Consider the following 23,364-nt stretch of genomic DNA (forward strand, 5'->3'; position numbering starts at 1 on the left):
CTATGCGCGAATGGTTAATTTTGTAGAGGTTGAACCAATGGCATCACGCAGGACACCCGAAAACCATTGTAGTAGTTGATTTGGTCGCGCTTTGCACTATAGTTATCGTCGCGGTCAGCAGAGTGGCAGTCTTTAGCATGGTCAGCCCAGGAGCCACCCCGCACAACAGTCCTACTCTGTTTTTCCGCCAGGTTCATATTGTCATCAAACCATGCACTACCATCATCTGGCGCACCTTCATAGTTATCATGCCAATCATCTTCGCACCATTCCCAAACATTGCCGTGCATATCGTGCAACCCAAAGTTATTAGGTGGAAAACTGCCAACATCGGTTGTTTGTTCTCGATATTTTCCTTTAGGACTTTTATTATATGTGTAGTTTCCGTTATAGTTGACGAGTTCGGTTGTGATAGTTTCACCAAAATGAAATGGGGTTTTTGTTCCCGCACGACAAGCATATTCCCATTGCGCTTCGCTAGGTAATTTATATTCTCGTCCGGTTTTTACTGATAATCTTTTACAGAACTCTATTGCATCGTACCAACTAACGTTTTCAACCGGACGATTATCTCCTTTAAATCTAGATGAATTTGGGTTTAATTCTCGCTCAATTTGCGGGTAGTTTGCTACAATTTGCCATTGGGCTTGTGTAACAGTATATCGCCCTAAAAAAAACGGTTGAATTGTAACTTCGTGTTGGGGTCGTTCGTTATCTCGGCTTTCGAGTTCGTCTTCTGGCGACCCCATTAAAAACGTGCCACCGGGAATGAGTACCATATCCAAACCAACACCATCTCCCAAATTTTCGGTGAAATACTGACCCGTGCGTTTGTAACGGGTAATAATAATACGTTTTTCTGTTTCGTTAGACATAGTAGAAACTTTCACCAAACGCTACATCGATGGCATCACGCACACCACACGAAAACCAACATCATCGTTGATGAGGTCGCGTGGAATATAGCTGCTGCGATAGGCAGAACGACAGTTTCTTGGACAACGAGTCCAGGAACCGCCCCGCATTACCCGATTTGTATTTGTACGGTCTTCATCTATCCAAGCACTACCATCATCGGGCGCTCCTTGGTAATTTGAGTGATAGTAATCCTCGCACCATTCAAATACGTTACCGTGCATATCGTAGAGTCCCCAAACATTTGCGGGAAAATAGCCTACATCTGTTGTTTGTTCTCGATTCAATTTTGCTTTAGGGCCTGACCGATAAGAACCACTATAGGTTCCGTCTTTAGTAATTTTGTCTATTCCTCTATAGTTAGCTAAATCTGGAGCGATCGTTTCTCCAAACTGAAATGGGGTTTGAGTCCCGGCACGAGTTGCATACTCCCACTGGGCTTCACTGGGCAGTTTATATTCCAATCCAGTATGGGCTGAAAGTCGCTTACAAAACTCTATCAGATCGTTCCAACTGACTCTTTCAACTGGGTGGTTATCTCCTTTAAATACAGATGGATTTGGGTTTAAATAGCGTTCAATTTGTGGATACCTCGCTACAACTCGCCACTGCGCCTGAGTAATGACATATCGCCCCATGTAAAACGGTTTGAGGGTAACTTCATGTTGGGGTCGTTCATTTTCTTGACTTTCAGGTTCATCTTCTGGAGAACCCATTACAAACGTTCCGCCCGGTATTAAAACCATCTCCAAACCAATTTCATTATTTAGATGTTCAGTATAACCCCAAGCAGAAGAACGACGACGATGAATAACCCATTCTTCATTTTCCCGGCTAATGGTTGCGGTTTCAAATTCAAAACGTTCGAGAATATTGGTAATAATAGCAGGTTCGTACTCGAAGGTTTGCAAAGGGGGAAAATTAACAACTTTGGCAACTTCATACTCCCGTTCTTCCAACAGAAAATCAACCGTTTGAGTCTCCGTTTCCCCAACAGAAGACAATTCCCGACGCCCATAACGTTCGGCCAATTCTTGATAATCTCCCCCCAAACGCCGCAACACATCCAACCCAACGGTTGCAAAGGGTAACGCAGACTCGCCCAAAGCATTTTCAGACTCTTCTAAAACCGTCAACAAAGCTTCAAAACAGTTAATCGTTCGTCCGGCTTTTTGTGCTATAATTTCAGAAAGACGGTTTAAAATCGCCGTTGTCTTGGTAATCGGAACCCCATCAATTAACAAATCTCGCACCCCGTCAAAAAACTCGTACTGACAAACCTCGCTTTCATCCGCATCGCAACGCCGCAACAAACCACTCAGCAACACTTCTGCCACATGATCCTGTTGTGCATCCGGTAAAAATTCATCCCGCAATAAATCAATAACAGGTAAACTCACAGGTATCGCCGCCATCAACCCCGCCAACTGTCTCGCCGTCCGCGAAGCCGTCGCCCGAAATAATTCTACTCGTTGTTTAGCAGTTCGTACAGGCGTTGAAACGGGTTCATCCGCCATTTCCCGCACAAAAGCTAGTTCAAACACCCGTCCTGGCGTCTGAGTCTCTCCCACACCCGCCAACACTCGCGCCCAACGTTGAAAAGAATTAGGGTCAAGTGTTATTATGGGTAAAGTTAGTAATCTGCGATCGCTCACTTCCTCCGGTTCATCCCACTCATCCCACTCATCAACATCGGGTAAACCTTCTACATTTAACCTCGCATTCGCCAACCCCGCAACTCTCCCCCCCAACCGGACAATATAACCATTACTCAAAGCCGTGCGCGACCATAACCGTTCCGGTAACATCTGCATTAACGCTACAGGTTGGGTTTGCGACCATTGCCACAACGTTTCGTAAATTATCCCTTGTCGCCACAACGCCGAAGTACAATCACTAACATATAATATCAAACGCCGCCCCGACGGGTCAACTAATTCTCGAATACTGCGGGGACGCTGAGTTAAACGGTTTTCTAGACGTTCATTCCAACGGGGAAACAGTTGCACGGTCTGTTCTTCAGCTTGCAACCGCCAAGTCCGCGCTGTCCGAAACGCTCCCTGATATTCCATCAGATGTTGCAATTCGGCGATCGCACGTTTCCACAATACCGTTGTTTTAGAAGATTCTACCACTAAATCCAGGTCAAGCCAACGTTCCGGGGTTGGTCGGACGACGGGGACACAGATGTTCGTCTCAGCGAGTTGAGTCACGGTAGCTTCTTCATCGACATCAACCAAAATGCGCGACGGTACCTTCCGCATCAACGGACGCAACGCACGCGCCAAGTCCAAACTTGTCCGAATAGCGGGGGCGGAGGGAACAGGAAAAGGTAATACTTTTTGGTCTGTTTGTGAAGGTTTAGAAGATTCTGTTGTTTGAGATATTGATGAGGATTCTTCGTTAGAATATAAATTAAAAGTGGGTTCGGATATTGAGGTATTTGTCTCATCAATTGTCTCATCAATACTATTCGTTTTTGTTGAAATTGACTCAACAATTTCTTCGGATATTTCTTCAGAAAAAACCTCACTTTCCGACTCGATAAATTGAGCCAGCCAAAGCAGGTCAGCCAGGTCAGCCGCATCCAATTCTAGTCCCGAACGTTTTAACTGTTGCGCGAATTGTCCGATTGTTGGTCTTCGCTGCTGTTTAGGTGTTTCCACAGTCTATTAATAAGATTTTCTCGGTTAGTTAAATCGGAAGTTCGTTCTCGCATCACCAGATAAACGGCATTAAGAAGTTGGTCGGTTGCCAAATCTCCTTTATTGCGATCTGAACGTTTTTTCACAAACTTTTTGACAAGTTCTTTAATCAATTCTTCGGATTCTGCTATTTTTTTCGCCCCATTTTCCTCTTGTTCAAAATGCGCTTTGACAATTTCTTCCAAACGTTTTTCGTCGGGTTCTTCCATCGTTAACCGCACGCAACGCCGTAAAAATGGCGGGGGAAAATCCCGTTCACCGTTGCTGGTTAATATCATCAATGGAAATTGACTGCAAACAACACGCCCTCCTTGAATTATTGTTGTTTTATCTTGGCTATTATTTTTATAAGCAGTTCGGACTTCGACTGACCCTTTAATTTCTTCAATTCTCACTAATTCCGGTATTTCAAATTCTCCTTCTTCAAAAAGATAAAGTAAATCATTGGGTAAATCAATATCGCTTTTATCTATTTCATCAACTAACAAAACACGGGGTTTATTAGAAGGTAACAACGCCGTTCCCAGTGGCCCCAAACGGATATATTTGCCAATATTCTCGAAATTGCTTCTATCTTTTTCTCCGATATCTTGTAAACGGGCGATCGCATCATATAAATATAACCCATCTTTGAGGGTTGTTCGCGTGGTTATCGGCCAGTAGAGGACTTCTCCGAGGTTGAGTTCATGGGCGACGGCGTAGGCCAGGGAGGTTTTACCCGTTCCCGGTTTTCCTGTTACTAATAGAGGGCGACGCAAATAAAAGGCTGCATTCACCATTTCTATTTCGGTGGGTTGGGCTTGAAAGGTAGCGCCTCTTTCCGGTTGGCGGCGATCAACTTTTCGCCAGGGGGGAGGGGGAGGAAGCTTAGAAATGGCTTTTGGGTTGGGTTTACCCGTTCCTTTGAATATGGGTTGAAATATTGGGTCATTCATAAGTTTAGGAGTTAGGAGTTAGGAGTTAGGAGTTAGGAGGGAAGAAGTTAACACGGTTTACTGATCATTGCACGGTACTTGTTTACTGAAAAACTGGTCACTGGTCACTGTAAACTGCCTATTACCTTCTAACAAGCCTCCGAGTCAAATTGTAGGGTGGGTGGCACAATATTTGGATCTTCCCAAACTAAGGTTAAATGATGACCAATGTGGTTGTCATCTTCTGTGAGAGAATTACAACGTTCTTCTAATATACGTTCGGATAATTGGCTCACTTCGCAGTCTAAAATATTATCAATGCGATCGCTTAATTCGCTACGCCGCGACCATAAAGCAACGGGAAGGGCTGTTTTTCTGGCTACAAATTCTAATATTTTTTCGAGTTTTGTCATTTCTAAGTTTTCTAGAATTGCCATTTCCGAAGATTTCAACGTTTGGAATAATTTGGCGGGACTTCCACAGTCAGCGCGAACAAATGTTGTTTTGGCGGTTTGTTCTATTTTAGTTTCTAATAATTGCCATTTTTGTTGCCAAAGTTTGTAATATTGTTTTCCGGTTGGGGTTAAGTTATGATGGGTTCGCATTACCAGTTTATATTGACTTCCGAGGGTTAATTCTGATTCGGTTTGGCGCTCGCTTAAATCTAAATTCAACCAATTTCTAGGGACAAATATATGAAGGGTGGGCGAGGTGTATTCTGAGTTTTCTTCTAACCAAGCTTCTAGAAAGTTCGGCAGTTCGTCAAGTGACATTGTTTCATCTTGAACCAGTGGTGAGGAGAAGTTCTTCGCATCCCACATTGAAACTCTTACTCCTTTTGAAAGTTCAGTGGGAATGACTTCTATGATTAAATGTTCGAGGGTGTTTTTGGGGGAAATATTGCGTTCTGATTTTTCTCGTATTGCTTTAATGAGTAACTTATTAAAGTTTTGTTTGGGGTTCCTAAATTCAACAAAAGTTTTAATATTATCGAATAATTCACGGGTTAAATTATCCGAAAATGTTGCTAAAAATACTGCAAATTGTGTTAACCCATCTATTTCACTCCAACCGGGATAAGAGACTTGACTCAAGTTTATAAATTTATCTAGTCTATCGCCTTCTATCCAATCTTGGGCGGGGTCGCAAAGTTGAAATGCTGCTTTAATTGCATTTTCTAAGTTGTTTTGTTCGTTATTATTCAGGCGTTCTAAATGGTCTTGTAATAACTTATCTAAGTGTTCTAAGTTAAGTTTTTCGGGGATTAAGTTTAATTCGGCTGTCGGTGGAAAAATTGATTCACTGATTAGATTTTCCTGACTTTGAGGACAAAGACGATCCCATGTTTTTGAAAATTGTTGTAAATTTTCTTCGATATCTTTTGACCATAAAGTCAGCGTAAAACGCCAATCTTCTAATCCCCGTTTTTGGATTCGTTCGTCTTTTAAGATGTTCAGAAAGTCATCCATCCGTTTGAGAGATTCTCGAATTTGAGCTTTTGTTAACCTGTTTTCCTGGCTATTTGTTAGGGCTTCTAATGTTCTCAGATTGGTTTCTATCCGCAGTTGGGGAGGTTTTTCTTCATCTAACCAACAGTATTTTAGATCAAAGCGATGGCTATTTTCTACCTCTCCTTTAACAAATAATAGCAGGATTTTCAATAAAGATTTGGCTCGGGCTTTGACTTTGGGGCCATAAGTTACTCTGGGCATAGGGGTCAACGGATATTTTTACAAAAAGTTTGGGGTTATGGTGTTGGGTTCCAATGTTTTGAGTTACCCCAAACTACCCCAATGCCCAATATACCTCGATTTTTGCTATTTCTGAAAGTCCGCTTGCTTGAGGGTACTACCCCAAAGCGATAGTCAGTTCAGTTGAGGAGGAGGTTCTGCTGACTCAACTACAGAAAACATTAAACAAGTGAGGAGAAATATGAAAATTTTATCCATTCCGGTTTTATTAACTGTTATTATTCCTGCTGTTTGTTTATATTCTAGTCCGATGTCTCAGCCCTTTAGTCAAACTTTCATCTGTTTCGCAAACAATAAGAACAATGTACCGCCTGAAGTTAAAGATGGGGGTTCTCGATTTTCTTCACCTCAAAAAAACTTCGATATCGATACAGATTTGATGAGAACTTAAAGTTATATCTATTGAGGTGCATTAGATTTGGACAGGAGTTATAAAATCACTAATTTAATTATCTGATGCACCCTACAAACTCGCTAACTTTTATTGTAGTATAATCTTGCTCAAAAATAAAAAAAACAGTATAATAGTTCAGGTTATATTATTTTGATTGATATTATAATATTAACGTTTACATTTTTTTTCTTGAAAAACAGATTGAATTGACTAATTGAGCAAAATCAATTAGAAGCTATTACTATAGCAAGTCGCGAGTCGTCTATTTACAGATCGCCATTGTAAGAAATTGCTCAAAGCTTTGCACTATAAGCATTTCTCTCTTCTGTTCCCTGCGCGAAGCGCTATAGAATCAATTTTTTCAATCCTATTCAGATCTAGCCCGTTTTGATAAAAATTTTTCTAACAATTCTAACTTACTTTGCAAAGCATACCGCTCTCTTTGTAAGCGATCTATTTTATTATCATAATCAGCGATCTCTTTCCTAATTTCATCTCTTTCAGAAACTAATTCACTTTTAGGAAAAAATTCATCAACATTCCCTTGCTGATTTGTCTCTACTGGTTTGATTGTCATCTCTTTTGTATCCTTTGTATCGAAAGATGTCTCCTGTTTATTAGAAAATTCTTCTTTATATGAATAGAGTGATGGATAGTCATCAGATTTAACTACCCATCCACCCTCACACAAAACCTTCAGTGTTCCACTCATGGAACCCATACTTCTAGATTTGCCGGATTTTTTATTCGTCGCTTCAAGAATCTCTTTAGCTGTAAAGCTTCTAAATGTGTTTTCTTTAAGAAAATCTACCACAATTTGCTGAAAAGAATTTCGTGCAAGTTCCTTACGTCTCATAATAATAGTGAACTGTTTTCATAGACGAGTATCCTCAGAGTTAGGAAGATAAGAACAGATAGGTTTTTCAACATCTTCGCTAACTCTTAGATACTAGCGGTGATCAAACCTAGTTATAGGTCTTAGTTATAGGTATATATCAATATAAAATCTACTTTCTACCCTCTATTATATTTATCATAATGTGAGGAGTATTTTGTGATGTTCTTGATAAATTGTATATGCTCCGTAAGGTTTGAGTGAGAAACACTTCGCCGTAAAGTAGGCACAGAACCACTTTCCCACCGCCGCAAGGTAGCTTGGGAAATTTCGAGAAATTGAGCCATCTGCATGGGCTTCAAACCTAATTTCTGTCTGATTCTTTCTGGATTATTTCGTGTGTTTGGTGTGTATCCAGCAGAAATCCTCTTTAAATATTTCAGGAGCAAATTTATTTTCTCGCCGTTTTTAGCCGAGGGTGTCTCGCCGCGAGACCACCGATAAACGGAGTTTTGGGAGATCTTCAGCAAATCTGCCAGACGTTGACATTGTGTCATGGTTTCTTTATATATTAATTTACTTTTCTAATATAGCAGTAATTATAATAAGTGTCAAGATATAATAAATAAAATTTTAGATCTAAATTCTGTAATGCCCGTAGGAATAAGCTTTAAGCTATTATAGATTATAATTAATTTATAATTCGGGGTGTAGTCATCTTGTCATGGACTGTTAAGACTAAGATAGAATGAACCGGACAAAGCTGGAAATTCTCTCAACGGTTTTTCGGGTCGGGAGTGGAATCCTGACTACACTCTTATTGATATCAGATACTGCGATCACAATGAGTTGAAGCTTTTTGTACCATTGCTCAGTGGCGAGTCGGGAGATTAATTCTCCAGCTTTAAATGATTCTTTGAAAGCGAACATGAGTCCAACTATTCTGGTTACGGGTGCATCGGGAAATGTGGGTCGAGAAGTTCTTCGCAGCTTGAAGGACAAACCCGCAACGATCCGCATTGCAAGTCGTTCTCCGGTGCCGCTTGGGGAACAACAAAACCCCAACACCGTTCACCTTGACTTTGAAGATCCAACCACCTATCTTAATGCGATCGCCGGATGCCAGTCCGTGTTTTTGCTTCGTCCCCCTGCCATCAGCAATATGAAGGCGACTCTCAACCCATTTATTGATACGGTTCGTGAAGTGGGAGTTCAACAAATCGTTTTTCTGTCGGTAGCCGGAGCCGATGGCAATCGCATCATACCCCATTACACCGTCGAACAACACCTGCAAACTCATCCCGGCAACTGGACAATTCTGCGTCCCGGCTTCTTCGCCCAAAATCTCGGTAGCGCATACCGTTCGGATATCAGGAACGATGATCGCCTGTATCTGCCTTCGGGTCGGGGACGAGTTGCCTTTGTAGACTTGCGAGATGTCGGACAAGTTGCCGCAGATGCCCTAGTCTCATGGAAAACTCATCAAGGTAAAGCATACACCCTGACAGGCCCTCAAGCATTTTCCTTTGAGGAGGTAGCGGAGTGTCTAACCTCGTCGTTGGGTCGTAAAATTCGTTATGACTCGGCAAGTATCTGGGGTTATGCACGCCATCTTCAACGTCAGAACCTGCCCGGGGCGCAAATTCTTGTTCAAACCCTTCTTCATCTGGGGCTGCGCTTCGGACAAGCAGAAACGGTCGATCCTACACTAGAACGGCTTTTAGGTCGAAAGCCCCTCGACGTGCGAGACTACATTACAGACCACGCCCAGTTATGGCGCAAGGGTTCAACTTGAGCGCTAAAGAATACTAACTTAAAAACAACCCGATTCTACTTTCTGTTAAATTCCAGCGCTCCCACATAGTCAAACTGACCGTAACGTTCATTATTTGTAAATAACTTAACCTCATAAGTTACCCTTGATGGAAGAACACAAGAAATTGGCGTTTGTTGAGTTGTTTCGGCACAATCAAATGATTCCCCTGTCTTTGAAACTGCTTGAGTCATAATCCAACGTTGAGTAGGATTTTTTAATTGAATTATGGCATTTACACTCACATCTTTTCATAAAAATGAGAATTGTCTCCGAAACAGATGAAGAACAATAGAGATTGATTGGGGACGTTGATGAGCGAGTCTAACTTTTCGGTTTCCGGGAAATATAATACCGAAGATTCTAGAAGATACCTTGACAAAATGGTTGACAGGCTGATGCCTCAATTGCTGAAAAGCCAGAAGCGTATTCTGCTTGAAGATAGTCAGTCTCAGATGACAGGTGCTGAAGTTGCTCAAACACTTCTGAAAAAATGTCAGATTAAAAATGTTCTGGTCTGTTTCAATTCAAACAAGCAAAACTCCTATCTTCCGGGCTTAAATTGGATTAATTTATCCGAAGATATTTATTATTCCCGCTCCGTTATTGCCGCCGCGATCGCCGCCCATGAAGTCGGCCACGTCTACCAACCCGAACCCCTGAAAAAACTCAGTTCTTTGTTAAGACAATCCCCAATCATATACTACTCACCTGCCCGAGAATTTCCGATTTTAATTCCCCTATTTTTGAAAGGGATCGGCCAGTTATTCTCAATCCAAATCGCCGTCTTGGTTGTTCCGATTATTGGAGCTTTATTCGCCTGTTTAATAATGCTTTTGGGTGTATTGATTTGGATGGGTCGTTTATGGATTTTTCTGGATGAAATCTGGGCTTCCCTATTGGCATTGCATTTATTAGAAAAGCACAAGATTTTGACCCGCCAAGAACGGAAAGTTGCCCGAAAATTATTGTGGAATGCGGCTTTAACTTATTTACCCTTACTTCGCCCGGCCTATAGACATCCCTTCTTTTAAACCAAGGTTTAAGAATCTCCCGGAATGGGCGGGAGAGTTGGCTTGTGTTTGCATGATTGATGGGAGTGTAGAAAAAAAGTGCATAAGTTAATAATCTTTCGAGATAAGTAGTAATACCGCAGTCTGGCTTTAGATTGGGTTCGCGCTCAGACAAGCCATCACTTTAGGATAACAGTTATGGAGCAATTTATTGGTCGGGTTTTAGGCGATCGCTATCGCATTGAATCGCTACTCGGTGGTCAAGTCGGTCGTAGAACTTTTCTGGCGCATGATTTACAAACGGGTTTGTCGGTTGTGGTGAAATTACTATTATTTAGCCCGGATTTCACTTGGGAATATTTAAAACTATTTGAACGGGAAGCCTCAGTGCTGAAATCTCTGGATCATCCCGCTATTCCTCAATATTTGGATGACTTTGAGTTGGAGATGGAATGGGGAAAGGGGTTCGCGTTCGTTCAAACTTATATTGAAGCCAAATCGTTGCTGAAGTGGATAGAATCCGGTCGTACTTTTAGCCAAGCCGATCTCAAAGCGATCGCCAAACAGCTATTAGAAATTTTGGATTATTTGCATCGCCGCCAACCCCCAGTTATTCATCGAGATATTAAACCCAGTAATATTTTATTGGGCGATCGCAGTGGTCATAGCGTCGGGCAAGTTTATCTGATTGATTTGGGTTCGGTTCAGACGGTGGTACATGGCGGCACCCGAACTATTGTGGGTACTTATGGCTATATGCCTCCCGAACAATTTGGCGGACACACCACATCGGCTTCGGATTTGTATGCTTTGGGGGCTACCTTAATTTATCTGGCAACCGGACAGCATCCCGATCAATTACCCCAACAGCAGATGCGTATCAGGTTTGAAAATCGAGTTCACCTCAGTTTTAATATGATAGACTGGCTAAAATCGATGACCGAGCCTAATGTTGAACTCCGATTTCAATCTGCAAAACAAGCATTGGAAGCTCTAGAAAATTCCAACTTCCGCAAAAATCAGTTGTTCGTGACCAAACCGAATGGCAGCAAGGTCATAGTTACAAAGACTGAGGAGATGTTCGAGATTTTCATTCCGCCACGAGGTTTTCATCTGTATCTAATTTTCCTAATTCCCTTGGCAATTGTATGGAACTCTTTTACCGCGTCCTTATTGTGGGCTATGCTTTCCAATTTTAGTTGGACAGGATTGTTTTTTTATTTAGTGTTTTTCACGTTTTTTTCAAGAGCTGGTCTTTCGATGATTGCATACATTCCCTTTAGTTTATTCGGAGTCACAACACTTCGGATTACTCCGGCTAAAATTTCTCTAATTTCAAAAATATTTGGAGTCCAATACGGCCAACCCTTTATCGGCCATCGCTCGGATATTACAAAAGTTGAACTCTCCCCGGTTTTATATCAAAAAGACTCGGATGGAAATTCGGTTAAAGTTCATCCTAAGATTAATATTTGGGTGGGGGTAAAAAAATGCACGTCAAATACTATAAACGGTTTAACTCCCCCGGAAATCGATTGGCTTGCTCACGAATTGAGTGACTGGCTTAATTTACCAATTAGCCGAGGTTAAGAACAAGTTGACGAGGACAAAGGGCGTTAAGTTATTATTCAGCCCAAAGGTGATTCTAAAGCCTAAAATCACTATAAACCATTTCCAATTAAAATAAACGATGCCCAATAATAGGGGTGGTCGAGATGATTCCGAATATTAGCGGGAAGTTCAATTTCAGAACTGACAAAAACCATTGTACCATCAGGCGATTTCTGGCTGAAAACGGTTGAGGTATTTTTAGTAATTAAACTCTGTTGGGCGATTTGTAACGCCTCGGTTTTGCTGTATCCTTGTTGCAAGGCATTATAGAAAACATTCATCAATACTTGAGTCCCACCATCGCTAACTTTCCACAACGACGCCAGCACAGCCCTCGCCCCCTGATTTTGGAATTGATAACCGAGTCCGAGAATTTGTTCGCCGTTATTATCAAAGCCACCCAACCCCGTTTCACAGGCGCTTAAAACCACTAAATCTACATTCGATAATGACCAATTTTCCACATCTCTCAGCGTTGGATTTTCCCCCTCACCAAACACAATAAAAGATTCGGACGGGTCGCCTGGAACAAAAGCCGCATGAGTGGCAAAATGCAGTATATTATAACCATTCATTTTGGGTTTCATCGCTTCGAGGGTAAAGGCTTCATCGACATAAGCCGTTGTATTGGTCAGGGTATTTTGTAACGCGGCTACTTCAATTCCAGCAAAGGGTAAACCCGCAAATTGTACATCCCGTTGACCTATTTTTGCCGAACGTATTAACGACTCACTCGCAAACGCCCCCGCTAAAATTTTGGGTTCGGGTTGGGGTTGGGTATCAATTTCTTCTAGGGAAGCTGCGGTAATATTATTGACTCGAAAACGTTCGGCTAACCACCGTTTACCATCGTGCAATGCCATCAACGGAATGTAACGTAAAACCCCGTCAGGGGCATAAATAATCACCTCAGCATTGGCAGCTTTTAAGTCATCTTCGAGGGGTTCAAACAGCCACTTGTAGAGTTTTTGGGCGGGTGCAACCGCATCAATTGTTGGATCTTGTAACGCCAAACGAAACCGAACAATTGTCCGATATAATTCTTCTCGGCTAACCTCAACAGTGCGCCGCAAAGGGGGAGAATTGGGAGTGGTAATCACTAATTCTAAACGGTCTTCTAGAATTAAAGGATAGAACAGAACTGCATCCAAATCTCCTAATTTATCCCGTAAACCATCTAACGCACCCAGAGATAAAGTTTGTTCTCGTGCATCAAAACTGAGTTTTTCAATTAATTCTCGGACTTCTGGACTACGAGCAAAGTTATTAAAATCTTTGTTAATTTCTTCTTGTAAGTTATATAATTGACTGAGGCGTTGTTCTTCAGAGGGCGTTAAATTTTGTTTCTGTTGCAGTTGGGTTAATTCTTCCCCGACTTCAATAGCGTTTTTTTGGAGTTCATTGTAACGGGCGAGAATTTCGGCTTCGGGTTGGTAAAATTCGATTCCGCCAGCAGTGTTGGCATTTCCCCGAACATTTTTGAGGTAATCTTCCAACTCCTGAACTTTCAGTAAATCCAAGACTCGCTGCGCTTCTAACACTCTATTTTCTTTTAACAATAAATCAGCTAGATTTCGATAAGTATGAGCAACATTATTAGTATACGATCTCTGCTGTTCAATAGGAAGTTCTTGAATATTTACCCGGATAGATTCGTAAACTTGGACAGCTTGCTTGTAAAACGTAACTGCTAGCCGGGATTGTTTTTGTTGAGTGAACCAGTCACCTATAAGGCTAAGTGCTTGTCCTTCTCCAGATAAATAATCAATCTCTTTAGCAATGAAAAAAGCCTGTTGATAAGATGCTAAAGCTTCTTGGTCACTTCCTAAAGCTTGATAAGTGCAACCCAAGCCTATTAAAGCATTAACTTCCCAGTAACGGTTTCTAATTTTTTTTGAAACAATAATAGATTTTTTGTAAAGTTCAAGTGCTTGTGTTGTACTTCCCAATACTCGAAAAATATTCCCCAAATCACTTAAAGCATAGGCTTCTATTTGCTTGAAATCATGTTTTTGGGCGATAGCTAAAGCCTGCTGAGAAAACCTCATAGCTTCTACATATTTTTCTAAACGAAAGTAAGCCATACCAATATCAGCTAGAAATAAAGCTTCCTCCCAATAAAAATTATTTCTTCGCGCAAGTGTCAAAGCCTCCTGATTCAATTCAATTGCTTTTTCGATCTGTCCTAGTTGTAAGTAAACATAGCCAATAAGATTAAAATTGAAGGCTTCTAAACGGTGATCTTCAATTTCTTTAGCAAGAAATAAAGATGCTTGATAAGATTCAATAGCCTTCTGTAATTGCCCAGTATCGTCGTAAGCCCATCCCAATCCATATAAAGACCAGGCTTGTCCAGAGAAATTTCCAGTCTCCTGATAAATTTTTAGTGCGGCTTGAAGAGACTCAATTGCTGCTTGATATTGATATATGCTCAATTGCTTAAAACCTTCTATACGAAGCTGTTCAGCTTTTTGTTCATCAGGGGTTTGTGCGATAACAGGCGACTCAGACAGAAGGTTCATCGGTAGAATGGGAGCCAACACACCAATGATCACCGCAACGGTTAGAGCTTTTAGATTTAGCATGGGAGTTTCTTGAGGAGATAGTCCTTCACTTTTAATATATGTCTCTAGTTCCAAGAGGTATGCAACCTGCACGCCGAACCGTCGAGATTTCAATCAATTATCATCGTTCTCCCTTCACAATTGGTCTAGATAAATTGAAGTTAAATAGGCTTCAAAGCGCCAAAACTTCATCCCCAATCTTGAGCGAATCAATCAAATTTTATTAGAATGAATTCGGTAGATAACCCGATGAGAAATATCTTGGGCAAATTTTTGAGCGTGGTTATTTAAACGGGACTCCCCAAATAGCGACATCACATCAATGGTATGAAAACTTTGCAGTTGCCCAATTTTACACCCGTATATATCCGTCTGATTTAACCCCACATCAGAAGAATCTCATCATCAAAAGTGGACAGATTTGCGAAAAAATGGGCTATAATCCAAATTTATCGGCTCAATTCTAATCACTTACTAACACGCTATGTAGAATCCAAAGCCGAAGAGCAATTTTCTAGGGGAACTCGGATGAAAGCGGACTCAAACATTCACCCGGAGCCAAACCATGTATCATCTTTCAGCAAAATTTTCCAACTTACAGTCGGCATTAAAACGACAGCAAATTAAGACTTCACGCACGCATATCAGTCGCTAATATTGCCTTCATTTTGCCTATCTATCGACAAATTAACCCAGAAATTCAACTTGTCAATCCCTCTTGAAATCGATCAACTACAAGAGATAAACAACTGCAAAGCTTAAACAATTTAACCGGGGAATTCGGGAATTTTTTTCCTTAAAAGATTTTTTTCAAATGGCATCTATCAAATCTTTAAGGGGGTTTTAATTTCTGCAAACTTTACTCTGTTGCATTGAAACGATGTCTAACTTTCTGAATAAAAAAGCAGCTTGCGCTCTCCTCAGTGTGAGTTCTTCAACATTGAAAAGATACCAGAAAAAATACTGGCTCGAAGGCATTCACTTTATCCGCGTTAATTCTCGCAACACTCGGTATAACGAAAGGTTGATCAAAGACTGGATTGAGAATCGTTATAACTCAAAAGCCCATCAACAGACGATTGAACACTATCAACTCTCCCTTCAGAACGCTCAGAAAAAGCAGAAAGCGAAAAAGTAAGTGCATTTCATACTTACTACACTTCTTATCCGCCTACGCGATCGCGGCGAGTTTCGCAGTGCCGGAGCAATTGCTGATGATATACTAAATCCGCCTTAGTAAGCTGTTGTGCATTTAATCGGTGTCAGGTGTCCGGGTATGTCGTCGCGTAACAGCTTAAGAGGGCATTTGAAAAAGCAGCAGCCTTGCTAGACATAGGATGAAGATATGGGGACAAGCCCTCTTTGATAACCGGATATGGTATGAGTCTGCGATCGCGTAGGCGCAAGCCGTGCCGCTAGGCGAGTGTGGGCTTGCCCGTATCGCTGAGTATGCCAATCCAGCAAAAGAAAGGGAGGACTTGATGCTATGGAGCTTAATTGCCTCAAAACTCAAGGTTATAGAAAATTAAAGATTAAATTTAGAATTATGGAGATCGGAACTAAAACCCCCTGTTAGATTGGGTTTAGGAAAGGATCGAGGATATAAATTTGGATGCTCGGTGCGACCGAGATCGGCTCATAATGTCTCATTAGGTGTCAAGTTTTGGATAGAAAATGGTGAGAATAAATTTAAAGTCTATAGTTATAATGCTTGAATAGAGGAACTTTCAACGCTATCGAATGTAACCTTCGGGACGAGGGGGTCGCAGGTTCAAATCCTGTCATCCCGATTCTGCCGTTAGGCAGAACAGCAAGTGAACTACCTACGCAGACGCTTCGCTTTCTAGCGTAGGCTTCCAGCTTCTTGATCAACCTTGGTCGAAGCATCATTAGATTGATCATTGATCGGAAGTTGCCGCACAGAGGACTTTCGTCCTTTGGTTGGTCTTACACTTTCTCCACTGGCAGTCACCCCCGTCCCAGGGGCGAGGAATTGTCGATCTGGGTCTGCCGCGATAACTCTCAATCCCTCATCTCTGATATTGAGAGCCGCGTTGATATCACGATCATGTTGGGTGTGACAATGATTGCACTCCCAGTGACGAACATCGAGTGGCAGACTTTGAACAACATTCAGACAAACATTACAAGTCTTTGAGGACGGAAAAAACCGATCTATTTCCAGATAGGTTTTTCCGTCCTTTTTTGATTTGTAATCAACAAAGTTTAAGAACCTTCCCCAACCACAGTCGCTGATTGCCTTGGCTAGATTGTGGTTGCGTACCCTTGCGGGTGAGCCAGTCGCTTCAAGTCGGGTTCCCCGCCCAACGCGCTGGCTCACCATGCCCTTTACGTTGAGATTTTCAGCAATTATGACTTGATTCTCGTTCACAATTTTGCGAGACAGTTTATGCAGGAAGTCTTGCCTCGCAAAGAAGATTTTCTCGTGCGCTCTTGCTACCAATTTCCTGGCTTTATTCCGGGAATTGGAACCTTTTTGCTTGCGAGATAATTTCTGCTGCTTTCGCTTTAAATTACGTTCATGTTTTTTAAAGTGCCGAGGATTTTCGTATTTAGACCCCTCGCTTGTAATCAAAAAGTGGGTGAGTCCCAGGTCTAATCCTATCGCTTTTCCTTCTTCAGAAGTCTGCGGTTCAGCTTCTTCGTTCTCAAATAAAATTGAAGCGTAATACTTCTCCGTTCTTGTCTTTGTTATTGTGACTGTTTTGATATTGCCATCAAATTTTCGGTGAATATTGGCTTTGATTTTGCCAATAACAGGAAAACTTAAATGACTGTCAACAATCTTGACGTTCTGAGGATACTGGATCGATTGCTTTTCATGGCGGCTCTTAAATCGAGGGAACTTGGCTCGACCTTCAAAGAAGTTAACAAAAGCTCTGGAAAGATTTAAAACAGACTGCTGTAAGCATTGTGAATAGGTTTCCTTTAGCCAGGCTGTTTCTTCTTTCTTTTTTAGAATTGGTAACTGTTTCTTCAGTTGCATTCCTGAGATTCCCTTGCCTGTTTCTTTATAGGCTTGGTTGTTCAGCTCCAGGCAGTAATTCCACACCCATCGGACAGAACCAAAAGCTTTTGTAAGAGCTTGTTTCTGTTCATCTGTTGGATATAGTCTGACTTTTGCTACGTTTCTCATTATGCAAATTAGAGCGAATGCAATTTATTATAACTCAATCTGGAGAATTAACAACCTCAAGGGCGATTCATCCCACACTGAAACGCAGTGTCAGGTGTGGGGCTTCTCGCTGTGAAGCTAATTTAACCAACGTCAAGTTACACTTGATTCCCATTTCTATCCAAAATCTATCCAATAGAATATCTTTAATTACCCTCAAAAATCAACATTGACTCAATCATCAACGATGGTAAAACTCTCGTTCTGTCAAACCCACATATTGACAAATCTTGCATCAATGGATTAGTACAGGATGCAAGTTTGATGCAACGGATACTGTATATCCTCGAAAATTAAATAGTTTTACCCTAATCGGGATGACAGGATTTGAACCTGCGACATCCTGCTCCCAAAGCAGGCGCGCTACCAAGCTGCGCTACATCCCGTAAACTGTACTTTTAGTGTACACCTACATAGTACACTAAGTCAGTTAAAAATAGCAAAATTTACACCTCACTCAAAATTTGACCAGATAGGAAGCAAAAGTGATCGGTCTTAGGGATTAGGAGTTAGTCCAGTCCCCAAGATAGCAGGGCCGTGCGCGTTGCCCTAAAACTTGATTTGTTGGGAGGTGGGGAGGTAGTGAGTCCACCCCCGTGCGCGGGTTCCCCGCGTTGAGGGGAGTGGCGAACCCGTGCGCGGGAGGTAGGGAGGTAGGGAGGATTTTTATTAATAAAAAGCTATTTTTCATGTTGAAAAAATACCTCTCCCCATCACCCCATCACCCCATCACCCCCGGCAATTTTTAACTCGGGAAGCGAGTCATCCGCAAGCACCGCCAATTCAGAGGCGGTGAACGGATGACTGAGAATGAAACAGCCCTGCCCAAGATAGGGGTGTCCCGTTGTCAGCAACAGACATTCCCGCACACGTCACTACTCATTGTCTCCCCACTCCCGATACCTGGCGAGTAGAGCCATTAGGAGTTAATCTGGATACCAGAACATTCCTTTAATTCCTTCGGGGTCAGGAATAAAACCCAAATTTCGATAAAAATCTACAACATGGGGGTCAGCAAACAGAGTAATATTGCTGATATCGTCGCTACGGAGCTTTTTAATAATAAACTTCATCAGAGCTTTACCCAAGCCGCGATTCTGGAAATCCGGATGAACAACCACATCCCAGAGGGTCGCATTGAAAGCATGGTCAGAAGTCGCACGAGCAAACCCAATCAGCCGTCGTTGCTTGCCTTGGAGTTGCCACATCGAAACCACCAAAAAGCTATATTGGATAGCCTTTTTCACTTTTCGTAAAGGGCGACGAGACCAACCCACCGCACTGCAAAGTTCTTCTAGTTCATAAAGATCTATATCACGATCTGTACTAAAAAAAATGCGACCATTACTATTAGTCGATGTGCGAACTGCCTGGGGTGCAGCATTGCTGTCCCCGTTATTATGAACCTCGTAATCTGCTGTCGAGGAACTCGAAGTGGAATTCATACCGCTAAACAAGTTTTTCCAGAAACCCATGCAGGTGTGGTTAAGGTAGTAGACGTTGAATGACCGTACTAGATAGTATATCTCCCGTACCTTCTCCTCAATTATGGCTTTGGGCTTAAAATCATCAACATTAGAACTGCTCAAACGCTTCAATCGAGCGTTCCCACAGTTTTATGAGCAATTTGTCAGTAGTGAGATTCAACTGCAAAATCTCAAACTTGCCTATCAAATTTACAAAACGAGACAGGCTGTCATTGAAATCAAACCCGAGGGAAGTCGAAGTGCCTTGCACTTTGCCTACCGCAATCAGTCTTTTCTTCTGAGCGATATTTTTGGTGTTTTGGCAGCTTACGGTTTAACAATCCATAATCTAAGTTTATATGGACAAATTTATCCTCCCATGTTGGTCTTTATCAAGTTAGTCGTTTCCCGAGGGGGTAAAGCACTAACTGAGAAGACTGCTGATAATGTCTGTCGAGCTGTTCAAGAAGCTCTCGCTGGACATTTTGAAGTTGAGGAGATGCTCGCGGTAGAATTCAATTTAGATGCAGGTCTAGAAGATGTAGCCACCGAATTTTATGTAGATCCAGTGTTTCACCTCCCCGCTTTATTAATTGAAGCCGATAACCAGCCTGGTTTATTTTACAAGGTCATGTACGCCATTTGGCAAGAAGATTTGTTGGTAGTCAACGCAAACCTGCTCGTCTGGCGGGGTCGAACTCGTTTAATTCTTTATCTGCTAGGCCCCAATGAAAGTTTAATTCCTGACTATCTTGGCCAAAAAATTGCTGAAGGAATGCGTCAGCGACTCATGGGAGAACGATTTTAAAACAGGGAACGCCGGATCAGGGAACGCCGGATCAGGGAACAACGATCATTGTAAACTGTAAATTGCCTCTTGCCTTCTGCCTGTAAAGACTGTTCTGGGGTAGGATGAAGGGATGACAACTCTTGAGATTCAGGGGGTCAAACACACTTACGATTTGACCCCATCAACTTTAAAACAGGGAACGCCGGATCAGGGAACGCCGGATCAGGGAACAACGATCATTGTAAACTGTAAATTGCCTCTTGCCTTCTGCCTGTAAAGACTGTTCTGGGGTAGGATAAAGGGATGACAACTCTTGAGATTCAGGGGGTCAAACACACTTACGATTTGACCCCATCAACCCCTAAACAGGGTTCTGTAATTGTTTTTATCCACGGCTGGTTGTTGAGCCGTCGCTATTGGCAACCGCTAATTGAGCAGGTGCAACCCCATTACCCCTGTTTATCTTATGACCTACGAGGATTTGGGGATTCTCAACTGTCTCCTTCTTCAGTTCAGGGTTCTTTGAGCTATACTCCGGCTTCCTACGCCGCCGATTTAGCCTTACTACTAAAACATCTAAATATTGAGCAAGCTTGGCTTGTCGGTCATTCTCTGGGGGGAACAATAGCATTACTAGCGGCTGACCTACTTCCCCAACAAGTCAAAGGCGTTATCTGTGTTAACGCTGGAGGCGGAATTTATCTTAAAGAAGAATTTGAGAAATTTCGTTCGGCTGGACAACAAATTGTTAAGTTTCGTCCCCGATGGTTGACGATTGTTCCCTTACTTGATATTTTATTTTCTCGAACTCAAGTCGCTCGTCCCATTGCACGTCAGTGGGGACGTCAACGAGTGATTGATTTTGTCGTCGCTCACCGAGAAGCGGCTTTAGGTGCTTTATTAGACTCCACAACAGAAGCTGAAGTGCATCGTCTCCCCCAAGTTGTTGCTCGCCTCAAACAACCCGTTTATTTTTTGGCGGGGACAGAAGATAAAGTCATGGAACCCCAATATGTCCGATATCTGGCGAGTTTTCACTGGATGTTTAAACAGGGAGACGGTAACGTTATCGATATTCCTGACTGCGGACATCTGGCAATGGTTGAACAAACCGAAGTGATGGCAATTCACATTTTAAGCTTTCTCCAACAACAGGGCGAAACAGTCAATCGTGATCCATCACCCCCAGAAAGACAAGATAGTTGATAAATTATCTATGTCTTGTAAACTTCATTAACTGATAATTACCATACACACAATCTCAGAAAAGTTGAGCTAATGGCGACAGCCCCGCGTTCTATCGAAGATGAACGTCGGGAAGGATAGCCCGACAAATTAAGGACTCGATGTCCGAAATTTTGTCAATTAGGAGTTTTTTGATTCTCAACATATTCTTTTAATTGTGAAACAGTTACACCTCCGCAACTAGCAATAAAATATGATTCATTCCATAAAACTGACTTTCTATAAACATCAGCTAATTCTGGAAATTCAGTTCTTAAACGACGACTGGTTATAGATTTTAAGTTACCTACAAACTTAGGTAATTCTAATTGTGGGTAATATTGGAAAAGCAAATGAATGTGGTCTGTTTCCCCATTAACTTCAATCATCTGACAATCCCATTTACGGCGTTCCCATATGATGGTTTGAAGTCGCTCTATTATAGCTCCTGTAAACACTTTACGTCGATACTTAGTTGTCAAAACCAAGTGGGCTTTTAAGTCTGATATTGCTCTCCCGCTAGAGACAAAATCATCTTTCATGTTGTCACCGTGCCTGTTTTATGTTACAGTCATTGTAACAGGTCGAGGTTTACCATGATAATTTCTTACCAATATCGTTTAAAACCTAATTACGAACAACGTTGTCGTCTCAACAGTTGGCTAGAAAAATTAAGGTGTCAGTACAATTATTTGTTAGCTGATAGATTTGATTGGTGGGAAAACAACAGAAATTACGTTAATTCTTGTCCTTTAGTTTGTAGTATTGCTGAACCTAGAGAACAACCAGAATACTATAAACAAAAAAGATCCCTTGTTCAATTAAAACAAGAGCGACCTTGGTATAAAGACATCCATGCTCATGTTTTGCAAGATATGGTCAAACGAGTCGATCTAGCTTTTAGTCGTTATATCAAGGGAGATAAAAATGGAAAACGTAGCGGTAAGCCTCGATTTAAAGGAAAGAATAGATATCGAACAATTGGGTTTCCTTCTATTAAGCCTGATTGTGTTAACAATAATCATATTACTTTCCCCAAATTAGGCAATATTAAGTTTATTCAACATCGTCCTTTACCTGATGGGTTGACAATTAAAAGAGCTTTAATTACCCAAAAAGCTGATGGCTTGTATGTAACACTAACACTTGAAGATAAATCAGTTCCTAGCCTAACTGTAGATATTCAACCAACAGAAGAAAACAGTTTAGGTATTGATAGTGGTTTAGAGTTTTTTGTTGCTTGCAGTGATTTAACTGCTGTTAAACTCCCTAAATTCTATCGCCAATCCGAAGATAAATTAGCTAAACTTCAATCAAAAAGAGATCGTAGAAAATTAGGGTCTAAAGCCAGAAGAAAGCTCAACCAAAAAGTAGCGAAACTTCATCAAAAGATCGCAAGGCAACGTAAACAATGGCACTATGAAATTGCTAATCAACTCTTAGATAAAGCTGATGTCTTATTTGTTGAAGACTTAAAGGTATCCAATATGTCTAGGCGAAATCAACCTAAGCAGGGAGAAAATGGAACATTTCTACCTAATGGACAATCAGCTAAATCTGGGTTAAACAAAAGTTTTGCTGATGCTGGTATCTCTGGATTTCTTAGCGAGATACTTCCTGGCAAAGCTGAAAAAGCTGGCAAGAAAGTAGTTAAAGTCAATCCAAAAGGTACATCTCAACATTGTGCAATTTGTCTTAATCGTGTTCCTAAAGAATTATCAGATCGTTGGCATTCTTGCGCTTGTGGTGCATCAATGTCAAGAGACATTAATTCGGCAATATTAATAAAAAAAGTGGGGTTGGGCGTTCGCCTCACTATAAAACGCAAATCTTCTGATAATAAGAAGAGGAGAAGCCAGCGTTCTGTTGCCTAAGCAACGAACGTCTGGAGTACGTCACTACAGTTAAACCTTAAGTCCTCAACCCATACGAACACTCATGGTATTTTTTCTCAGTGATGGAGGAGCGGGTTTAATTAACTTTGGTGGCATTAATCCACCTGATCGTGAGACAGTCGTTAATAGCATCGTTGTTCCTCCAATTGTACCGAACGTTCCGCTTGCGGGAGAAGACGTATTTTTCGAGTTTGAAGAAATTGGGAATATTCCATTAATTGCACCCGAAGGCGGATTTACACTTCGTCCAATTGTACCTGTGACTCGGAATCCCGGAG

21 protein-coding genes and 1 tRNA gene are annotated in these 23,364 nt (G+C 41.7%); 10 read left to right on the forward strand and 12 right to left on the reverse strand.

Annotated features, from left to right (window positions below; all coding sequences use genetic code 11):
* Window positions 1-14: 14 nt before the first annotated feature.
* The 4 genes from L8106_RS20500 to L8106_RS20515 all read right to left on the reverse strand — a co-directional run bounded on the left by L8106_RS20500 (window position 15) and on the right by L8106_RS20515 (window position 6,246).
* Window positions 15-875, reverse strand: coding sequence for a formylglycine-generating enzyme family protein (locus L8106_RS20500; protein ID WP_009786356.1), 861 nt, complete (start codon window positions 873-875; stop codon window positions 15-17).
* A gap of 21 nt (window positions 876-896) precedes the next feature.
* The gene (locus tag L8106_RS33845; RefSeq protein WP_009786357.1) at window positions 897-3,581 is read right to left on the reverse strand and encodes a formylglycine-generating enzyme family protein; all 2,685 of its coding nucleotides are present in this window, start codon (window positions 3,579-3,581) and stop codon (window positions 897-899) included.
* Complete coding sequence (locus tag L8106_RS20510) at window positions 3,524-4,555, reverse strand: MoxR family ATPase (protein ID WP_009786358.1); 1,032 nt, start codon at window positions 4,553-4,555, stop codon at window positions 3,524-3,526. The genes L8106_RS33845 and L8106_RS20510 overlap by 58 nt, the downstream gene beginning before the upstream one ends.
* 128 nt (window positions 4,556-4,683) lie before the next feature.
* On the reverse strand, window positions 4,684-6,246 hold the full coding sequence (locus L8106_RS20515) for a hypothetical protein (protein WP_009786359.1): 1,563 nt from the start codon (window positions 6,244-6,246) through the stop codon (window positions 4,684-4,686).
* Between the two features lie 220 nt (window positions 6,247-6,466).
* On the opposite strand from L8106_RS20515, the gene L8106_RS20520 reads away from it, so the two are divergent.
* The gene (locus tag L8106_RS20520; protein WP_009786360.1) at window positions 6,467-6,676 is read left to right on the forward strand and encodes a hypothetical protein; all 210 of its coding nucleotides are present in this window, start codon (window positions 6,467-6,469) and stop codon (window positions 6,674-6,676) included.
* 370 nt (window positions 6,677-7,046) lie between these two features.
* Here the strand turns inward: L8106_RS20520 and L8106_RS20525 are convergent, their stop codons facing one another.
* A complete protein-coding gene (locus L8106_RS20525) occupies window positions 7,047-7,535 on the reverse strand; it encodes a hypothetical protein (protein ID WP_009786361.1) in 489 nt (162 codons plus the stop codon).
* Between the two features lie 838 nt (window positions 7,536-8,373).
* Here L8106_RS20525 and L8106_RS20530 point away from each other — a divergent pair.
* A complete protein-coding gene (locus L8106_RS20530; protein WP_198012981.1) occupies window positions 8,374-9,309 on the forward strand; it encodes an SDR family oxidoreductase in 936 nt (311 codons plus the stop codon).
* Between the two features lie 35 nt (window positions 9,310-9,344).
* Here L8106_RS20530 and L8106_RS20535 read toward each other — a convergent pair whose 3' ends face one another.
* Complete coding sequence (locus L8106_RS20535) at window positions 9,345-9,572, reverse strand: hypothetical protein (protein ID WP_009786364.1); 228 nt, start codon at window positions 9,570-9,572, stop codon at window positions 9,345-9,347.
* A 69-nt stretch (window positions 9,573-9,641) separates the two neighbouring features.
* On the opposite strand from L8106_RS20535, the gene L8106_RS20540 reads away from it, so the two are divergent.
* A complete protein-coding gene (locus L8106_RS20540) occupies window positions 9,642-10,361 on the forward strand; it encodes a zinc metallopeptidase (protein WP_083798456.1) in 720 nt (239 codons plus the stop codon).
* A gap of 177 nt (window positions 10,362-10,538) precedes the next feature.
* The gene (locus tag L8106_RS20545) at window positions 10,539-11,930 is read left to right on the forward strand and encodes a serine/threonine-protein kinase (protein ID WP_009786366.1); all 1,392 of its coding nucleotides are present in this window, start codon (window positions 10,539-10,541) and stop codon (window positions 11,928-11,930) included.
* Window positions 11,931-12,001: 71 nt separating this feature from the next.
* On the opposite strand, the gene L8106_RS20550 is transcribed toward L8106_RS20545, so the two are convergent.
* On the reverse strand, window positions 12,002-14,536 hold the full coding sequence (locus L8106_RS20550; RefSeq protein ID WP_039896833.1) for a CHAT domain-containing protein: 2,535 nt from the start codon (window positions 14,534-14,536) through the stop codon (window positions 12,002-12,004).
* Window positions 14,537-15,395: 859 nt separating this feature from the next.
* Between L8106_RS20550 and L8106_RS20555 the strand changes: the two genes are divergently transcribed.
* Window positions 15,396-15,653 carry a hypothetical protein gene (locus tag L8106_RS20555; protein WP_009786369.1) on the forward strand — a complete coding sequence of 86 codons (258 nt, stop codon included), beginning with the start codon at window positions 15,396-15,398 and terminating at the stop codon, window positions 15,651-15,653.
* Window positions 15,654-16,358: 705 nt separating this feature from the next.
* Here the strand turns inward: L8106_RS20555 and L8106_RS20560 are convergent.
* Window positions 16,359-17,672: an RNA-guided endonuclease TnpB family protein gene (locus L8106_RS20560; RefSeq protein WP_009786370.1), complete on the reverse strand. Its 1,314-nt coding sequence runs from the start codon at window positions 17,670-17,672 to the stop codon at window positions 16,359-16,361.
* Window positions 17,673-17,689: 17 nt separating this feature from the next.
* On the opposite strand from L8106_RS20560, the gene L8106_RS20565 reads away from it, so the two are divergent.
* Window positions 17,690-17,884 (forward strand): hypothetical protein, encoded by a 195-nt coding sequence (locus tag L8106_RS20565; protein WP_009786371.1) that lies wholly within the window; start codon window positions 17,690-17,692, stop codon window positions 17,882-17,884.
* Between the two features lie 139 nt (window positions 17,885-18,023).
* On the opposite strand, the gene L8106_RS20570 is transcribed toward L8106_RS20565, so the two are convergent.
* From L8106_RS20570 to L8106_RS20575, 3 genes are all read right to left on the reverse strand, one after another.
* A tRNA-Pro gene (locus L8106_RS20570) sits at window positions 18,024-18,097 on the reverse strand.
* Window positions 18,098-18,424: 327 nt separating this feature from the next.
* On the reverse strand, window positions 18,425-18,580 hold the full coding sequence (locus tag L8106_RS32460; protein ID WP_009786372.1) for a hypothetical protein: 156 nt from the start codon (window positions 18,578-18,580) through the stop codon (window positions 18,425-18,427).
* Window positions 18,581-18,637: 57 nt separating this feature from the next.
* Complete coding sequence (locus L8106_RS20575; RefSeq protein ID WP_039896818.1) at window positions 18,638-19,186, reverse strand: GNAT family N-acetyltransferase; 549 nt, start codon at window positions 19,184-19,186, stop codon at window positions 18,638-18,640.
* A 73-nt stretch (window positions 19,187-19,259) separates the two neighbouring features.
* Between L8106_RS20575 and L8106_RS20580 the strand changes: the two genes are divergently transcribed.
* Both L8106_RS20580 and L8106_RS20585 read left to right on the forward strand, forming a co-directional pair.
* Window positions 19,260-19,985 (forward strand): hypothetical protein, encoded by a 726-nt coding sequence (locus tag L8106_RS20580; protein ID WP_009786374.1) that lies wholly within the window; start codon window positions 19,260-19,262, stop codon window positions 19,983-19,985.
* A gap of 285 nt (window positions 19,986-20,270) precedes the next feature.
* Window positions 20,271-21,173: an alpha/beta fold hydrolase gene (locus tag L8106_RS20585; RefSeq protein ID WP_009786375.1), complete on the forward strand. Its 903-nt coding sequence runs from the start codon at window positions 20,271-20,273 to the stop codon at window positions 21,171-21,173.
* Between the two features lie 155 nt (window positions 21,174-21,328).
* Here L8106_RS20585 and tnpA read toward each other — a convergent pair whose 3' ends face one another.
* Window positions 21,329-21,733 carry an IS200/IS605 family transposase gene (tnpA, locus tag L8106_RS20590; protein WP_009782306.1) on the reverse strand — a complete coding sequence of 135 codons (405 nt, stop codon included), beginning with the start codon at window positions 21,731-21,733 and terminating at the stop codon, window positions 21,329-21,331.
* 54 nt (window positions 21,734-21,787) lie between these two features.
* Here tnpA and L8106_RS20595 point away from each other — a divergent pair, with 54 nt between their 5' ends.
* Window positions 21,788-23,065, forward strand: a complete 1,278-nt coding sequence (locus L8106_RS20595; RefSeq protein WP_009782307.1) for an RNA-guided endonuclease TnpB family protein — start codon at window positions 21,788-21,790, stop codon at window positions 23,063-23,065.
* 64 nt (window positions 23,066-23,129) lie between these two features.
* Window positions 23,130-23,364, forward strand: a 235-nt coding sequence (locus tag L8106_RS20600; RefSeq protein ID WP_009786376.1) for a hypothetical protein, incomplete at its 3' end; no start/stop codon positions are given.

It is taken from the genome of Lyngbya sp. PCC 8106 (genome assembly GCF_000169095.1).
In the GTDB taxonomy this organism is placed as follows: domain Bacteria; phylum Cyanobacteriota; class Cyanobacteriia; order Cyanobacteriales; family Microcoleaceae; genus Capilliphycus.

Coding starts and splice junctions, on each gene's coding strand:
- L8106_RS20500 (WP_009786356.1), bottom strand. CDS start 875: ATGTCTAACGAAACAGAAAAACGTATTATTATTACCCGTTACAAACGC.
- L8106_RS20510 (WP_009786358.1), bottom strand. CDS start 4,555: ATGAATGACCCAATATTTCAACCCATATTCAAAGGAACGGGTAAACCC.
- L8106_RS20515 (WP_009786359.1), bottom strand. CDS start 6,246: ATGCCCAGAGTAACTTATGGCCCCAAAGTCAAAGCCCGAGCCAAATCT.
- L8106_RS20520 (WP_009786360.1), top strand. CDS start 6,467: ATGAAAATTTTATCCATTCCGGTTTTATTAACTGTTATTATTCCTGCT.
- L8106_RS20525 (WP_009786361.1), bottom strand. CDS start 7,535: ATGAGACGTAAGGAACTTGCACGAAATTCTTTTCAGCAAATTGTGGTA.
- L8106_RS20540 (WP_083798456.1), top strand. CDS start 9,642: ATGAGCGAGTCTAACTTTTCGGTTTCCGGGAAATATAATACCGAAGAT.
- L8106_RS20545 (WP_009786366.1), top strand. CDS start 10,539: ATGGAGCAATTTATTGGTCGGGTTTTAGGCGATCGCTATCGCATTGAA.
- L8106_RS20550 (WP_039896833.1), bottom strand. CDS start 14,536: ATGCTAAATCTAAAAGCTCTAACCGTTGCGGTGATCATTGGTGTGTTG.
- L8106_RS20555 (WP_009786369.1), top strand. CDS start 15,396: ATGTCTAACTTTCTGAATAAAAAAGCAGCTTGCGCTCTCCTCAGTGTG.
- L8106_RS20560 (WP_009786370.1), bottom strand. CDS start 17,672: ATGAGAAACGTAGCAAAAGTCAGACTATATCCAACAGATGAACAGAAA.
- L8106_RS20565 (WP_009786371.1), top strand. CDS start 17,690: ATGCAATTTATTATAACTCAATCTGGAGAATTAACAACCTCAAGGGCG.
- L8106_RS20575 (WP_039896818.1), bottom strand. CDS start 19,186: ATGGGTTTCTGGAAAAACTTGTTTAGCGGTATGAATTCCACTTCGAGT.
- L8106_RS20580 (WP_009786374.1), top strand. CDS start 19,260: ATGGCTTTGGGCTTAAAATCATCAACATTAGAACTGCTCAAACGCTTC.
- L8106_RS20585 (WP_009786375.1), top strand. CDS start 20,271: ATGACAACTCTTGAGATTCAGGGGGTCAAACACACTTACGATTTGACC.
- tnpA (WP_009782306.1), bottom strand. CDS start 21,733: ATGAAAGATGATTTTGTCTCTAGCGGGAGAGCAATATCAGACTTAAAA.
- L8106_RS20595 (WP_009782307.1), top strand. CDS start 21,788: ATGATAATTTCTTACCAATATCGTTTAAAACCTAATTACGAACAACGT.